We start from the raw sequence: 13601 nt of genomic DNA, 5'->3' as shown, positions 1-13601 counted from the left end.
TGGCTACTATATCCATGGCTACTATGCTCATGGCTGCTATTTCTCGGCGGGCAGGCGAGAACGCCCGAGTGACGGACTGACGGGACGCCTCCGGCAGGGCTAAGTTGGCGCCATGAGCAATCTTGATCGCGAGCCGGTTCCCGCCGTGTGCGGCGGCCGTGGATTCGTGGTGGCGGAGCCTGTGCGTGAACTCCTCAGCCCTCGCCGCGTCCAGCTCGGCGAGTCGACCGAAGTCCGTCGCCTGCTGCCCAACCTGGGCCGCCGCATGGTCGGCGCCTGGTGCTTCGTCGATCACTACGGCCCCGACGACATCGCCGACGAGCCCGGTATGCAGGTGCCGCCGCATCCGCACATGGGCCTGCAGACGGTGAGCTGGCTGCACGCCGGCGAAGTACTGCACCGCGACTCCACCGGCAGCCTGCAGACGATCCGCCCCCGCGAACTGGGACTCATGACCTCCGGCCGGGCCATCAGCCACTCCGAGGAGAGCCCCCGGCCGCACGCCCGTTTCCTGCACGGCGCTCAGCTGTGGGTCGCCCTCCCGGACGGCCACCGCCACACCGACCCCCACTTCGAGCACCACGCCGAACTGCCGGTCGTCACCGCCCCCGGCCTCAAGGCCACGCTGATCCTCGGCGCCCTCGACGGCGCGACCTCGCCCGGAACGACGTACACCCCGATCGTCGGCGCCGACCTGACTCTCGTCCGCGGCGCGGACGTACGCCTGCCACTGGAGCCGGACTTCGAGTACGCCGTGCTGTCCATGTCCGGCGAGGCCCACGTCGACGGGGTGCCGGTCCTGCCGGGTTCGATGCTCTACCTCGGCTGCGGCCGCACCGAACTCCCGCTGCGCGCCGAGTCGGACGCCGGCCTGATGCTCCTGGGCGGCGAGCCCTTCGAGGAGGAGCTCGTCATGTTCTGGAACTGGATCGGACGGTCCCAGGAGGAGATCGTGCAGGCGCGCCGGGACTGGATGGAAGGGTCGCGGTTCGGGGAGGTGAAGGGGTACGACGGTGCTCCACTGCCCGCGCCGGAACTGCCGCCGGTGCCGTTGAAGCCGCGGGGGAGGGTGCGCTGACCTGCGGAGACGCGTCACCGTTGGTGACCGCGTGGCGGAAGGTGGTCGGGTGATTGCCACTGTCTTCCACCTGCTTTCTGTCGTGCGCGCCAGGCCGGCAGTTCCTGCGCTCTTGTCGAGGCCGGCCTTCCGGTGGACCCAGCCCTGGCGGTGAAGACCTGGCTCACCCACGAGGACGGCCGCACGCGCCTGCTCTCCGGTGTGATCGCCGCACGGCCGTCTTCACCACGCACGGCACGCAGACCATGGGCGTATACCAGGCTGCACGGGAGCTCGGTCTGCGTGTCCCCGACGACCTGAGTGTGGCGGGGTCCGACGGCGTACCGGCCGTGGCCCGGGTCGAGCCGCCCCTGACAACGATTCACCTGCCCCTGGCCGAGACGACAGTGGCCGCCACCGGGCTGGCGCTGTTGCAAGCTGGCCCTCTCTCAATATCCTCCGTATCTCGGGGCGAGCGCAGGTGGTGGGGGCGGCGGAGAACGCTGCTTGTCACCGCCGTGGCCGATGTCGTCGCACTTTCTGGGCGCCCCGGTGGCGAGATCGTGGTGAAGGACCTGCACCGCCGCCCCATTCGGGATGGCCTGCTACTTGATACGGATCTCGGCGAGTTGGAGGCGGTACTTGGTGGCCTCGTCCGAGGCGGGCTTGCCGAGCTTCGAGACCTCCAGGCGTACGTAGCGGCCGGTGGCGGACGCGAGTGCGTAGGTCTGAGCGGCTCCGCCCGGGTCGGGTTCGGCGGTGACAGTGCGGGCGGTGGTGTAGGTGCCGGCTCCATCGGGGCGGGTCTGGATGGTGAAGTCGGCGGGGAAGCCCGCGGTGCCGCCCCCGGCTGCGCCGGTGTCGGTGCGGGGGTGGAGGGTGACGGAGCCGATGGTCCGGTCGGCGCCGAGGTCGAGCTCGATCCAGACAGGGTTGGCGGTGACGTCGGCGGAGGGGAAATCAATGCTGGTGAAGCCCTTGGAGCCGGTCACGCTGGTCGTGGTGCCGTCCAGGATCCGGGTCTTGCCCCAGTCGCCGTTCTCCAGTGTGTAGTTGGCGGTGACGGCGGTCGTGGCGGTGGGGACGGTGAGTTCGGCGAGTTGGAGGCGGTACTTGGTGGTCTCGTCGACGGGAGGCGTACCGAGCTTGGTGGCTTGCAGGCGTACGTAGCGGGCGGTCGTGGTTTTGAAGCCGTACGTCTGCACGAGCCCGCCCGGGTTGGGCTCGGCGGTGATCGTGCGGGCGGTGGTGTAGGTGCTCGCCCCGTCGGGCCGGGTCTGGATCGTGAAGTCGACGGGGAAGCCCGCCGTGCCGCCGCCGACTGCCGCAGTATCGGTACGCGGGAAGAGCCGTACAGCATCGAGGTCCGTGTCTTTGCCGAGGTCGATCTCCACCCAGACGGGGTTCGCGCTGACGTCGGCGGAGGGGAAGTCGATGCTGGTGTAGCCCTTGGCTCCGGTCACGCTGGTGAGCTTGCCGTCGGTGAGCCGGTTCTTGCCCCAGTCGCTGTTCTCGAGGCTGCTGTTGCTGGTGACCGGTCGGCCGAGGGCGAGGTTGTCCAGACGGCCGGCGCCGGTGACATTGAACGTCCAGCTGCCCGGCTGGAGGGTGAAGTAGACGTACGAGCCGTCCTTGCTCGTGTAGCTGAGGCCCGGGACACTGCCGGTGGCGGCTCCGCCCGTGAAGACGGTGCTTCCGTTGGCCTTGATGACCGGTGAGGAACCGCCGTACGTCGGAACACCCACCCGCGCGGTGGTTGCGCTGGGGGAGGTGAGGGTCAGGGTGGCCTGGTCGCCGTCGTGCGTGATGCCGAAGCGGATGTCGCCCTTGACGGTCGGCGTGACCGTGTTGATCTTCGTGAGGGTGCCGGTCTGCGGGATGACGTCGTACGTCGTCCAGCCGGGCTTGGTGGGGCGGATACCGGCGGCATAGGCGGACATGGTGTACAGGGGGCCGCCGTTCCAGGCATGGTTGTCCGTTCCACCCGACTTGTTCCATATCTCCCACAGGGTGTAGCAGGTGGGGTCGGCGACCTGGGCGGCGTAGCGGTTGCGCATCCGCTCCTCGGCGACGGTGGCCGCTCCCATCAGATAGAGCGCCTCCAGGACGTAGAACTCCATGTAGGGGCTGGCGTTGAGGTGGGTGCGCAGTACCTCGGTGATCCCCCGGTAGCGGGAGGCGGGCGCGAGGCCGGCGACCACGGCGAGACCGTTGGCACGGTCGTCGGTGTCCTTGGTGTAGCCGGGTGAGCGGTACTCGTTCTTGGAGGTGTCCCACAGCACGCGGTCGAAGTTGGCCTTGATGCTGTCGCGCTTGGCCTGCCAGGCGGCGACGTCGCCGCTGTTGCCGCTCAGGCCGGCGAGCGTGATGGCCGTCTCGAGGGCCAGGTAGTACCAGCAGTTGTCCAGGACGCGGGCGTCGATGTTGGTGCCCCAGTCCTCCCAGTCCCAGTCTCCGGCGCGGTGACTGACCAGCCCCGCGGAGTCCAGGCTCCACAGGTTGAGGTACGCCTTCACCGCCGGGTAGGTGCCCGAGACGGCGTCGGAGTTGCCGGTGTAGAGGTGGTACGTGCCGAAGGCCCACACCGAGGCGAGCATCTGGACGGGCAGTTCAGCGGTCCAGATGGTGGACGGGATCGGCGCGTAGAGCACACCGCTGGGCTTCTGCCAGGCGGTCAGCTGGGCGATGGCCTTGGCGCCGAGGGCGTGGGAGCGGGTGTCGAAGGTGTAGAAGCCTTCTTTGAGCTGGTTGACCACATCGCCCCACCACTGGGCGCGTTCGCGGGTGGGGCAATCCATGTAGTTGTCGCGCATGTTGACGTACATCGTGCGTGCAGCCTTGCCCCACAGGGTGTCGAAGAAGGCCTCGCTGCTGCTGAACGATCCGGCGAAGTCGGTGTCGTAGCCGGACTCCCGGTACTTCAGATCCAGGATGGTGACGCCTGCGGGGATCGTGTACTTCACCGCCGTGCCGCTCATCCAGGCCAGCGCCTCGAACTCCTGGACCCCGCCCTCGCAGACGTAGGTGGCACGGACGTTGTTCTCCGCCCCGGGTGTGAGGCCGGTCAGGCCGTCGCCGTCGGCGTAGTGGTCTGTCTGCATGCCGATCACCGTGCCGGCCGGGGCGTCCACCTTCAGATACGGCGTGACCTGGAGGTTCGACGGCAAGGAGGCCGTGATGGCAGTGGCGCCCTGTCCTGTGGATGGCAGCGATGCCGCGTTGCCGTAGGACTTCAGGCCTGAGTACCGGAACTGCGGGACCGGCCGCTGGACGAGATCGTTCCAGGGCGCGGCACCGGCGGCTCCGAAGTCGGTGGGGACACTCCACGCGCTGTCGTCGAAGCCGGCCGACTCCCAGGCGGTCATGGCGGTGGCGCTGCGGGCGTCGTAGTAGATGTTCGACTCGGGCAGACGGAAGTTGACCTGGGTGCCGCTGGTGTTGTTGGAGTAGCCCGGGTGGACGGTGTGCTTCCAGCTGGTGTCGCTGACGACCCGGGTGGTGGTGGAACCGGTCGTGACGTCGGACTGGAACAGCAGACCACCGCTGCCGCTGCTGCTGTGCGAGAACCCCTGCTTCCCGAAGTACCACACCAGAAGCGCCACCGTGTTTCGGCCGCTCGTCAGGTACGGGGCGAGGTCGATCTCGTCGTAATAGGTGCCGGTGCGGTTCGGGCCGCGCTTGAGCTGCCCGTCGAAGACGACAAGCGTGCCGTTGACCCACAGCCAGTACTTTGAGTCCGCCGCGATCTGCGTCAACGCCTTCGACGGCGCGGAGCCCAGAGTGAACGATCTGCGGAACGCCACCCACTGGTTCGTCGAGCTGGACGGAGCCCAGATCCACTTCGCGGTCCAGGAGACGGCGGCCGACGCCGCGGGAGCGAGCGTCGGCAGAAGCACTGATCCGAGAGTGGGCGTGAGCGCGACGGCTATCGCCGAGCGCAGGAAAGACCGACGCGTTGCTGAGGACATGCGGGCTCCTGCTGTCGATGTGCGGTGATGGTGGAGAGGAGGGCGTCCTGGATACCGAGATGGACAGGGGCGTCCGCGCGTTGGGACGGGATTTGAATCGTTTCAGAAGTGTGTTTGCAGCGGGAATTCTTCGTCGTCGTGCGAGAGAGTGTCAAGGCCCGTGCGGTCGGTATCTGGCAGGGGAGGTCTCCTGTGGCTCCAAGTGCGGTTCATGGTCTGTCCACCGGTCTCGTCGAGGTGCCGTCGGGCCTCATCGGGCCGTTCCGGCGCTGTGTGGGTCGGGTGGACCCAGGGCGGGCTCGGCCTGTCGTCCCGTGAAGCCGCACCTGATTCCGCTGCCGCCTCGTCCGCATGGCGTCGGCAGGTGTGGTGACTTGAGTGGGCTCGGCGCCGGACGCACTCGGACCCGCCTCGACGGAACCGTCGCATCTTCGGTCAGGTGTTGGTCGACCGTCCAAGACGCTGGGATACAATGTGAAAACCCATCTCGATCTCACAACTCGATCTCACAGGGGAAAGCGGACTGCATGTCTCGCATGGCGGCGAAGGACCGACGGGAAGAGCTGATCGCGGCGGCGTTCAGAGTCATGGTCCGCGAGGGAGTCACGAAAGCGACAACGCGCGCAATCGTCAATGAAGCGAAAATGCCACTGGGTGTTTTCCACTATTGCTTCAACTCTCGGGAAGAGCTCCTTCAAGAGGTCCTTACCCGCTTTACGGACAGGAGTGCCGAAGCGGCGCGAAAGGCATTCCAGGAGGAGGGTGACCTGAGCGCAAGGGTGTGCAAGAGTCTGGGCACTTTCTGGGACGGTGTGGAGCTCAGTCCGGGAGAGCATCAGGTGACTTATGAGCTCACACATTATGCGTTGCGGCAGGCCGGCTTCGAAGAACTGGCTCGTCGGCAGTATGAGAGTTATCTGGAAGTCCACCAGACGCTCCTCACGGAGGCCACCGAGAGCGAGGGGATTCGTTGGACTGTTCCTGTTCCGGTCCTCGCCCGCTATCTCAACGCGGTCCTGGAAGGACTCACGCTGTGCTGGCTGGTCGACCGTAACAGCGAGGACAGTCGCGGGGTGCTCCGTCTGGTCGGCGATCATCTTCTGACCTTCGCCGAAAAGAAGGAATAGCTGCGGGCCCGGAGTTCCTGGTGGCGGCTGGTTCCTGTCCGCACCACTACCGGTGAGCGCCGCCGCCTCGTTCCCGACCGTGCCGGCGGCGGGCGCTGCCAGCAATCGGCCGGTGGAATCCCGTCGCTGTTTCAGCGGTACAGGTCAGGCTGTTCCACGGTGATCTGCTCCCACAGCGGCCGGAACTGGAACCAGCCGGCCAGTGCGCGGGAGATCTGGGAACGGACCATCCGTGCTGTGCCTGCGTCGATGGTCTTCGGAGTTCCGGCGGCCATGGCGAGGAGCTGGGCCTGGCTGGAGCGTTCCATGGTGATGAAGTGCCACGCGGCTTCGGCGACGGACGCGCCGACCGTGAGCAGGCCGTGGTTCTGAAAGGCTGACGGCCTTTCCGGGGCCCGGCCTGTGTGAGTTCAGTGGGCGATGGTGACCGTGATGAGGACGTCGGGCAGTGCCGGCCGACGGCGGCATCCCTGCGGAGGGATCCTGGTCGGCCTTGGACCGGTTGGAGGCGGCGGACACCGCGATAAGCGCGCGGATCGTCCAGGTCGTTGGTGTATGCCTCGCGCTCCATCGCGTCCAGGTAGAGGCACCGACTGGCCCAGGCCGCGGCGAGCCGCACGATGTCAAGTACCGGTAAGAACGCTGTCACCAGCCGCAAACCGCGGTGATCTTGCTGGGTGTCACCCGCCAGGGTAAGTCCGGGGCTTCAGTCAGGGCACGGGGACCTGAGGTACTGACAGATCCGCCCCGGTGTTCCCGGAACCCTGCACGCGATACTTCCCACCGCCGATCGATACGGACCGCTCCCGCATCACCGAGGCAACGGCACCAGGCCAACGAGTCGACTCCGACCATGTCGCGTCCCCCAGATCCGCGCCGCGCAGAAACGAGCCGGTCAGGTACTCGAAGCCCAGTGCGTCGGTCAGATCGGCGTCGGTCAGGTCCGCGTAGGTCAGGTTCGCGCGGAGCAGGTTCGCGCCGGTCAGGTTCGCGCCGGTCAGGTGCGCGTCGGTCAGGTTCGCGTCAGTCAGGTTCGCGCCGGTCAAGTGCGCGTCAGTCAGGTGCGCGTCGCGCAGGTGCGCGTCGGTCAGGTCCGCGCGGCGCAGGTTCGAGCCGGTCAGGTTCGCGCGGCGCAGGTCCGCGTCGGTCAGGTTCGCGTCAGTCAAGTGCGCGTCGGCCAGGTGCGCGTCGGTCAGGTTCGCGTGGCGCAGGTCCGCGTCGGTCAGGTCCGCGCGACGCAGGTTCGCGTCGGTAAGGTTCGCGTCGGTCAGGTCCGCGCGGCGCAGGTTCGCGTCGGTCAGGTCCGCGCGGCGCAGGTTCGTTAGGCGCAGGTCCGCGTAGGTCAGGTCCGCGTCGGTCAGGTTCGCGTCGGTCAGGTCCGCGCGGCGCAGGTCCGCGCGGCGCAGGTCCGCGCGGCGCAGGTCCGCGTAGGTCAGGTCCGCGCGGCCCAGGTCTGCACCGGCCAGATAAGCGTTGCGCAGGTCCGCGCCAGCCAGATAAGCCTGGGTCAGGGGGCGACGTCGAGCGCCGCCAGCCAGGAGTACCCGGGTCCACCAGTTGGAGGTCGAAAAGTGCAGCCAGGGGCGGGGAGAGCGGGCCGCCACAGCAAGGAGGCCAAGGAGGGTGTCAGGGCGCGTCTTCACGGATCCCTCCCTCCTCCGGTGCAGACAACAGCGGCGGAACTGCGCCCGCCCGACGGCCCTGAGTTGGCTCAGTGATGGGCCGCGGTCCGACTTCCACGCCGGAGAGGATTCCCCGGATCGTGGCGGGAGCACCAATGCCGAAGATAAAGGCGGGCCAGGGCCCACTGATCTGATCATGCGCGGCGGTGGCCACCAGGGATCCCAGTACGAGCCCGGCGGCCAGCACGAACAGTCGCGGCCACAGCTCGCCCTCCTTGCGCCACGGCCAGGTGTATCCGCCCGATACGACAGCCGCGGACAAGGAAAGCACCGAGGCCGCTCCGCCTCCGGCCAAACCCCACAGCGCCGCCTGCCACCACGTCATCTTGTGACGATAGCCACCCAACGGAGCTATTCACAGGACAAGTTGGAGATCTGGGGCCGGTGCAGCCAACAAAGAGTTCGCCGTCCGTCAGCTGGGGCGAGCCGCGCTCTTTAGCCCGGTGCGAGGTACTTGCTGGGCGTCAGGCTCCGGACCCGTCGCTGCTGGCATTGCGTGGTGGATGCAGCACTGCTGGTCCGGTGGTCCGGCCGGGGCCGGCCCCACACCCGCTGCGCGCGTCTCAACTGGCTCTGGGGAACGGCGGAACGGGGGGTGCCGTTAACGAGCGGCAAACCAGGTGACAAGTAACCAGCCGGTAGCTTTCAGGGCTTCGTGACTTTGGTCTTCTTCGGCTGACGGGGGACGGTCTTGGCTCTGTCGAGGTGCCCGTACACCGTCGACCTCGGCACGCTGAACATGTCGGCGATCTGTTGGACCGTCTTCTCCCGTTCGTCGTAGAGTCGTTGGGCGAGCGCGGCCTGGTCCTCGGTGAGCTTCGGCCGGCGTCCGCCCACCCGGCCACGGACCCGCGCGGAGGCGAGCCCGTCGTTCGTGTTCGCCACGATCAGCTCTCGCTGGAGCTCCGCCAGTACGGACAGCATCCCGAACATCGCCCGCCCCTCCATCGTGGCGGTGTCGATGCCCTGCTCGATGACGTGCAGCCCAATACTTCCCTCGCGCAGCTCGGCACCGAGGGGTCACCAGGTGCAGCACGGAGCGGGAGAGCCGGTCGAGCCGGGTCACCTTCAACGTGTCGCCCTCGCGGAGCAGTTGCATGACGAGGTCGAGCTTCGGGCGGGATGCCTTCGCGCCGCTGGCGACGTCGACGTGGATGTTGTCGCGGTCGACGCCGTGGCGGAGTAGTGCGTCGATCTGATGATCGGGGTTCTGGCCGGCCGTCGATGTGCGGGCACAGCCAATGAGCATCGTCGGAAACGACCCGAAGAACCGTTCTCCGACGTTGATTGTCGACGCAAGTTTCCGACACTTCCCGCCTGCGGGTTCGTGATCACTGCGCCGAGTGTCGGCAGACGATCGTTTGCCGACACTCCGACCGGGGCGGGGTCCGCGAGCGGCGCGGCACGGATGCCGCCTCCTCCGCGCCACTCGTCGGCCCCTGGCGGCCTCTTTGCCCGCTGTCGCAGCTCCGCCTACCGCGCGGCAGCCGGGGCTTCGGAGGCCAACTCCTGATCCGTTGGCGAGTTTGTAGGGCTTGCCTGCGGCGTTCATTGGATGCGGGCAGCCGCGGGCTGCCCCATCCAATGCGCTAGGTAGCGGTTTGCCCTTTGGGGTCAGACGGTCAGTTGGTCGAGGATGCCGGCCACTTCCGCCGGCTTGAGCAGGAACCCGACGTGGCTGGTGGCCAGGGTGTGCACGTCGTACGGGTTGCAGGGCGTCAGTGCGTCGGCTTCGGCGATCAGGCGGCCCTGCATGGCCACGGGAAGCGACCGGTCTTCGGTGAGAAGGATGTAGGAGCGGGCGATGGTGCCCCAGGTGTCCGCGTGGCCGCGAGCGTCGGACATCATCACCGCCAGGGACTCGTCCGGCTGCAGGATGTTGAGGAAAGCCCGGAACTGGTCATCGGTGCTGTCCGCCATCATCGCCGCTTTGAGCCCGGCCAGCATGACCGGGTCGGCGGTGCGGTAGTTCGCCCGGCCGACGCCGAGTTCGGCGGGATCGCCGACGTTCAGCGCGGCCAGCGGGGCCATCAGGTTGTCGGCGAACTCGGGCTCCTGCATGTATGCGATGGGGTTGGAGCGTTCCACGCACGACCAGCCGGAGATGTAGACGAGCCGGTCCCCAGGTCGGGAATCGTGTTCCCCACCCCGGTGATGGTGGTTCCACCGAGGCTGGCACGCACCAGGACCACCGGACCGTGCTCGGCCACCCGCCGGACGACGTCGACGACCATGTCGACGTTGTCCTGAAGGGTGACCCCGGCCAGTTCGGACGGTTCGGCCGCCCACGCGTCAAGGTCCTGCGGGGCCTGGTAGGCGGCGGAGTACTGCGCGTCGAAGCCGTGCCCCGGCAGGTCCACGGCGAAGCTGCGGTGCCCGAGCAGCGCCAGCTCGCGCTGGATGGGAGCCCACATGAACGAGCTGGTGCACACGCCGTGCACGAGCACGAACGTCGCATTGGCCTCGCGGGCCTGGCGCGGACGGGGAGAGTTACTGGAGACAGATGTCATTCGGGTCAGTCCTATGTCCGGTGGGCGGCGCAGCGGGCATGCCTGAAGGGCTGATGCCGACGCGGTGCGCCGCCGAAGTCGAAGAGAGAAACGGGCACGCCTGTCGCCAGGCGCAGCACGGTTCAGTGGCCGGGCGCACGGAGGCCGACGGCAGCGATCAACCAGCGTCAGCCGCCTGGTCAGGGGCAGCACACGACGTGGATGGGCTCACCGGCAAGAGTGCGCGTCGACGGTCAGGGCCGAGCGGCACCCGCAGGGCTGTGCCGTGAGACACGATGGTCTTCTGCGGGTTCCTCGGCTGGCGCCGGTCGCTGAGCGACTGCGGCGGCAGACGTCTTAGGCGGTACGGAGGCGAACGAACATGTAGGACATGCCGAGGACCATACCAAAACCACGGATCACTACTCCACGACGCGTCAGGTCTCGTCGGTCTACAGCCGGATCTGTATGCCCAGCCCGGGCACGATCGTGGGACCATCCCCGCGGGCGCGGGGATGGTCCCGAGACCCCCGTCATCGGTCCGCTCATGCTCACCTGCTCCCCGCGCCCGCGGGGATGGTCCCGACCGAAGGCAGTTCAGCCGTCGATGTGGACGGTGACGTACAGGTCTCCGGGCGCACCGCCGTTCTGGCCGGGGCCGCCGAGTTCGCGGATCCGGACCTCCTGGCCGTCCTTGAGGCGTGCGGGGATGCGGACCTTGTAGGTGGGCTCCATCACCAGGTAGGCGCAGGGCTGCCCGACCTACATCATCGACAGGCTCCGTGGGCCTGACCATAGGGTGACTCTGAGGACTTCTGACCTTCTCAGTGGACGTTAAGTCCGATCTTCCTCGGTTCGTGATCGCTCGATCGTGGTACTGATCGCCAGGTCGACCACGCGGTGGGCATGTCCATGCTGTGATGCGGGCATGGAGCGAGAGCCATACCCCAGCGACTTATCGGACGAGCAGTGGATGTTGATCGAGCCGATGATCACGGCGTGGAAGCAGGACCGGGTGGCCCGGTCGGCGACCGGCGACCCCGGGGCCTGTGATCTGCGGGAGGTCGTGAACGCGATCTTTTACCAGAACCGGACGGGCTGCCAGTGGCGCTACCTCCCGCATGATCTGCCGTCCTGGTCGGCGGTCTTCTACTACTTCGGCCTGTGGCGCCAGTACGGCCTGGACCAGCGGATCCAGGAACTCCTGCGCTGCCAGGTACGGGAGAAGGCCCGCCGATTAGAGGACCCGTCCCTCGTGATCCTCGATACCCAGTCCGTGCGCGCGGCCGCGGGTGTCCCGAAGACCACGACGGGGCTGGACGCCAACAAGAATGTGTCGGGCCGCAAGCGGGGACTGGCCGTGGACGTGCTGGGGCTGATCATCGGCGTCGTGGTGCTGGCCGCATCCGCCCACGACAACACCGCCGGCACCGCCCTGCTCGACCAGGCCGCCGAGCGGTGCGGGACGCGGCTGGAGAAGGCCCTGGTGGATCAGGGCTTCAAGGACGAAGTCCTCATCCATGGCGCGTTGTTGGACATCGACGTCGAGATCGTCCGCCGCAACCCCGATGACCAGGGCAAAGGCTTCGTCCCGCAACCGAAAAGGTGGATCGTGGAGCAGGTCAACGGCACGTTGATGCTGCACCGGCGTCTGGCCCGTGAGTACGACCACCGGCCCGACACCTCTGCCTCGCGCGTCTACTGGGCCTCCATCGCGAACATGACCCGCCGCCTCACCACCCCGAGTCCGGCCTGGCGCGACACCCTCGAGCTGGCTGCGTGAACATCCTCGAGCTCCTGGCAGACCTCCAGACGCAGCACGAGAAGGCCACGGCCCGGGCCGGTGAACTACGCGACCAGATAGAGCACTTGAGCGCCGCCTTGGCTGAGCTCGAAGCACGACTGGCGGACCTGGCGACCACCCGGAAAGTCATCGCCGAACTCGCACCGACCCAAGAAGACTCCGAAGCGCCCGAGACGAACAGCGCTTACCAGGCCATAGTGAACGCCTTCAACCAGCACCCCGACCAGGAGTTCCGAGCCCGTGAGCTGCACGAACTCCTCGGCATGCCCACCGACGAGGCATCGGTCAACGTCACCCGCGCTCGCCTCGGACGCCTCCTCCATCAAGGCTTCCTCACCCAGCCCGGACGAGGCCGCTACCAGAAACGGACTTAACGTCCACTCAGACTTCGGCACTCCAGCACGAAGTGGACCGGTATCTCGCCCAGATGGGCGGAAAGCAAGTGGCCGCCAACGTGATCGACCTGGGCGGCAAGAACCTCATGTTCGTGGCTGTCCCTGGCGAAGCTCACCCCCGCGACATGACCAAGGGGGCGCTGGATAACGTCTGCGACGATGTTATTCCCTACGGATACTTCTGCGCCTTCAGCGAAAAGGGCTTCTTGGGCACGTCGATCCCCATGTACAGCTGCGCCCGCTACCCGATCCCGTGGACGGATGACGGGTCGTGGATCAACAACCAAACCAGAGGCACCGTTGCCAACTTCCTGGACGACGGTGGCGTCTCGCGCTGGCACGACGCAGGTGCCTACAGCTATGACCGCGACGCGCCCTGGTACTGGGTCCACTGGGTGAGGAACTGCTGAGTGGCGTCAACGGAGCTGTGAAGAGGGGCGCGGCTGCACATCGGCCATCGTCCCTCTTTCTCAGCGCCCCAGGCGCAGGGCCCTCGCCAGGAAGTTGTTGGGGCGTGTGCCGGGATGTCTGGCGTAGGCGGAGTACACCACCTGCCCGTCGACCACGAACCGGAGCACGCCGTTGCGGCGTCGCGGCCTGATCAGGTGCGGCTGGGTGCCGTCCAGGACGTATGAGGGGCCACCAAGTTTCCGGACAGGCACCCAATAGGGTTGTCTTGGACAAGGAAACGAGGAAGAAGTGGCGCCACCCAGTAAGTACTCGCCGGAGTTCCGTGAGGAAGCCGTCCAGATCGCATTGAGGTCAAGCAAGACGATCTCCGAAGTCGCCCGGGAACTTGAGCTGAACTCAGAGACACTACGCGGCTGGGTGAAAAAGTACCAGAAGCAGCAGGAACCGGCCCCCGATGCGGAACTGACGGTGAACGAGCGGGCGCGCCTGAAGGAACTCGAACGACGCAACCGCGAGCTGGAGATGGAAGTTACCTTCCTGAAAAAAGCCGCAGCGTACTTCGCGAAGGATCCGCGGTAGCAAGCAAGTACGAGTTCATCGACGAGATGCGGCTCGGCACCGAGAAGTACGCATACAGCGTCGAGTTCATGTGCGGCCGACTCGGCGTC

13 protein-coding genes and 3 pseudogenes are annotated in these 13601 nt (G+C 67.0%); 7 read left to right on the top strand and 9 right to left on the bottom strand.

The window, feature by feature from the left end:
* Positions 1-112 precede the first annotated feature (112 nt).
* Positions 113-1078, top strand: coding sequence for a pirin family protein (locus LJ657_RS38850; RefSeq protein WP_232654348.1), 966 nt, complete (start codon positions 113-115; stop codon positions 1076-1078).
* 245 nt (positions 1079-1323) lie between these two features.
* A pseudogene (locus LJ657_RS38845) lies at positions 1324-1425 on the top strand (substrate-binding domain-containing protein); the annotation flags it as partial.
* 237 nt (positions 1426-1662) lie between these two features.
* On the opposite strand, the gene LJ657_RS38840 reads toward LJ657_RS38845, so the two are convergent.
* Positions 1663-5025, bottom strand: coding sequence for a galactose-binding domain-containing protein (locus LJ657_RS38840; RefSeq protein ID WP_232654346.1), 3363 nt, complete (start codon positions 5023-5025; stop codon positions 1663-1665).
* A gap of 536 nt (positions 5026-5561) precedes the next feature.
* Here LJ657_RS38840 and LJ657_RS38835 point away from each other — a divergent pair.
* The gene (locus LJ657_RS38835) at positions 5562-6152 is read left to right on the top strand and encodes a TetR/AcrR family transcriptional regulator (RefSeq protein ID WP_232654344.1); all 591 of its coding nucleotides are present in this window, start codon (positions 5562-5564) and stop codon (positions 6150-6152) included.
* A 131-nt stretch (positions 6153-6283) separates the two neighbouring features.
* Here the strand turns inward: LJ657_RS38835 and LJ657_RS38830 are convergent, their stop codons facing one another.
* The 7 genes and pseudogenes from LJ657_RS38830 to LJ657_RS38790 form a co-directional block, all read right to left on the bottom strand.
* On the bottom strand, positions 6284-6460 hold the full coding sequence (locus LJ657_RS38830) for a class II aldolase/adducin head domain-containing protein (protein ID WP_232654496.1): 177 nt from the start codon (positions 6458-6460) through the stop codon (positions 6284-6286).
* A 402-nt stretch (positions 6461-6862) separates the two neighbouring features.
* Positions 6863-7795, bottom strand: a complete 933-nt coding sequence (locus LJ657_RS38815; protein ID WP_232654342.1) for a pentapeptide repeat-containing protein — start codon at positions 7793-7795, stop codon at positions 6863-6865.
* Positions 7779-8159, bottom strand: a complete 381-nt coding sequence (locus tag LJ657_RS38810; RefSeq protein ID WP_232654340.1) for a hypothetical protein — start codon at positions 8157-8159, stop codon at positions 7779-7781. Before LJ657_RS38810 ends, LJ657_RS38815 begins: the two co-directional genes overlap by 17 nt.
* A gap of 320 nt (positions 8160-8479) precedes the next feature.
* Positions 8480-8782: a helix-turn-helix domain-containing protein gene (locus tag LJ657_RS38805; protein ID WP_269787444.1), complete on the bottom strand. Its 303-nt coding sequence runs from the start codon at positions 8780-8782 to the stop codon at positions 8480-8482.
* A 130-nt stretch (positions 8783-8912) separates the two neighbouring features.
* Positions 8913-9083, bottom strand: a pseudogene (locus tag LJ657_RS48375) (recombinase family protein); the annotation flags it as partial.
* Positions 9084-9448: 365 nt separating this feature from the next.
* Positions 9449-10344 (bottom strand): annotated as a pseudogene (locus tag LJ657_RS38795) (alpha/beta fold hydrolase).
* Positions 10345-10920: 576 nt separating this feature from the next.
* Complete coding sequence (locus tag LJ657_RS38790) at positions 10921-11058, bottom strand: DnaJ C-terminal domain-containing protein (RefSeq protein ID WP_232654492.1); 138 nt, start codon at positions 11056-11058, stop codon at positions 10921-10923.
* A gap of 193 nt (positions 11059-11251) precedes the next feature.
* On the opposite strand from LJ657_RS38790, the gene LJ657_RS38785 reads away from it, so the two are divergent.
* From LJ657_RS38785 to LJ657_RS38775, 3 genes are all read left to right on the top strand, one after another.
* Entirely contained in the window at positions 11252-12106 is an 855-nt protein-coding gene (locus tag LJ657_RS38785; protein WP_269787443.1) for an IS5 family transposase, read from the top strand.
* On the top strand, positions 12103-12501 hold the full coding sequence (locus LJ657_RS38780) for a hypothetical protein (protein ID WP_232654336.1): 399 nt from the start codon (positions 12103-12105) through the stop codon (positions 12499-12501). The genes LJ657_RS38785 and LJ657_RS38780 overlap by 4 nt, the downstream gene beginning before the upstream one ends.
* Positions 12502-12569: 68 nt before the next feature.
* On the top strand, positions 12570-12932 hold the full coding sequence (locus LJ657_RS38775) for a hypothetical protein (protein ID WP_232654334.1): 363 nt from the start codon (positions 12570-12572) through the stop codon (positions 12930-12932).
* A gap of 60 nt (positions 12933-12992) precedes the next feature.
* On the opposite strand, the gene LJ657_RS38770 is transcribed toward LJ657_RS38775, so the two are convergent.
* The gene (locus tag LJ657_RS38770; protein ID WP_232654323.1) at positions 12993-13184 is read right to left on the bottom strand and encodes a hypothetical protein; all 192 of its coding nucleotides are present in this window, start codon (positions 13182-13184) and stop codon (positions 12993-12995) included.
* A gap of 37 nt (positions 13185-13221) precedes the next feature.
* Between LJ657_RS38770 and LJ657_RS38765 the strand changes: the two genes are divergently transcribed.
* The gene (locus tag LJ657_RS38765; protein WP_232654321.1) at positions 13222-13512 is read left to right on the top strand and encodes a transposase; all 291 of its coding nucleotides are present in this window, start codon (positions 13222-13224) and stop codon (positions 13510-13512) included.
* Positions 13513-13601: the final 89 nt, after the last annotated feature.

Source organism: Streptomyces guryensis (assembly GCF_021261325.1).
In the GTDB taxonomy this organism is placed as follows: domain Bacteria; phylum Actinomycetota; class Actinomycetes; order Streptomycetales; family Streptomycetaceae; genus Streptomyces; species Streptomyces guryensis.
Note: the sequence above shows the minus strand (reverse complement) of the source record. Positions and strands in the feature narration are given on the sequence as shown.

Excerpts from the sequence above, each read along its gene's own strand:
- LJ657_RS38850 (WP_232654348.1), top strand. The coding sequence starts at position 113 with ATGAGCAATCTTGATCGCGAGCCGGTTCCCGCCGTGTGCGGCGGCCGT.
- LJ657_RS38840 (WP_232654346.1), bottom strand. The coding sequence starts at position 5,025 with ATGTCCTCAGCAACGCGTCGGTCTTTCCTGCGCTCGGCGATAGCCGTC.
- LJ657_RS38835 (WP_232654344.1), top strand. The coding sequence starts at position 5,562 with ATGGCGGCGAAGGACCGACGGGAAGAGCTGATCGCGGCGGCGTTCAGA.
- LJ657_RS38830 (WP_232654496.1), bottom strand. The coding sequence starts at position 6,460 with ATGGAACGCTCCAGCCAGGCCCAGCTCCTCGCCATGGCCGCCGGAACT.
- LJ657_RS38810 (WP_232654340.1), bottom strand. The coding sequence starts at position 8,159 with ATGACGTGGTGGCAGGCGGCGCTGTGGGGTTTGGCCGGAGGCGGAGCG.
- LJ657_RS38805 (WP_269787444.1), bottom strand. The coding sequence starts at position 8,782 with ATGGAGGGGCGGGCGATGTTCGGGATGCTGTCCGTACTGGCGGAGCTC.
- LJ657_RS38790 (WP_232654492.1), bottom strand. The coding sequence starts at position 11,058 with ATGGAGCCCACCTACAAGGTCCGCATCCCCGCACGCCTCAAGGACGGC.
- LJ657_RS38785 (WP_269787443.1), top strand. The coding sequence starts at position 11,252 with ATGGAGCGAGAGCCATACCCCAGCGACTTATCGGACGAGCAGTGGATG.